The sequence below is a fragment of the Paraburkholderia sp. SIMBA_027 genome (genome assembly GCF_046535315.1).
In the GTDB taxonomy this organism is placed as follows: Bacteria; Pseudomonadota; Gammaproteobacteria; order Burkholderiales; family Burkholderiaceae; genus Paraburkholderia; species Paraburkholderia tropica.
Genome location: NZ_JAWRWY010001479.1, coordinates 1 through 241, shown reverse-complemented (window position 1 = coordinate 241; position 241 = coordinate 1). Strand labels below are relative to the sequence as shown.

Below are 241 nucleotides of genomic sequence, written 5' to 3'. Positions count from 1 at the left end.
ATCGGGCGCCAGATCGTCGAGGAACGCGTGCCGCGGCCCTGGGCCGAGAAGGCCAAGCGCAAGATGCTGCGCCGGGCCATGCTGTCGCCGCTGTTCGGGCCCGCCATGCGGGCGGGCCAGGCCGTGCGCGGGCTGTTGCCCGAGGCGCTCAAGCGCAAGGTGCCGGAACGGCGTCCCGCTGGCGCGCTCCCGCAAGTGGCCGGGCACGGCCGCCAGGTGCTGATGCTCGCCGGCTGCGTGC

The 241-nt window shown here is 75.5% G+C and carries 1 pseudogene; it reads left to right on the top strand.

The features are described from left to right. A pseudogene (glcF, locus tag SB764_RS44110) lies at positions 1–241 on the top strand (glycolate oxidase subunit GlcF); the annotation flags it as partial.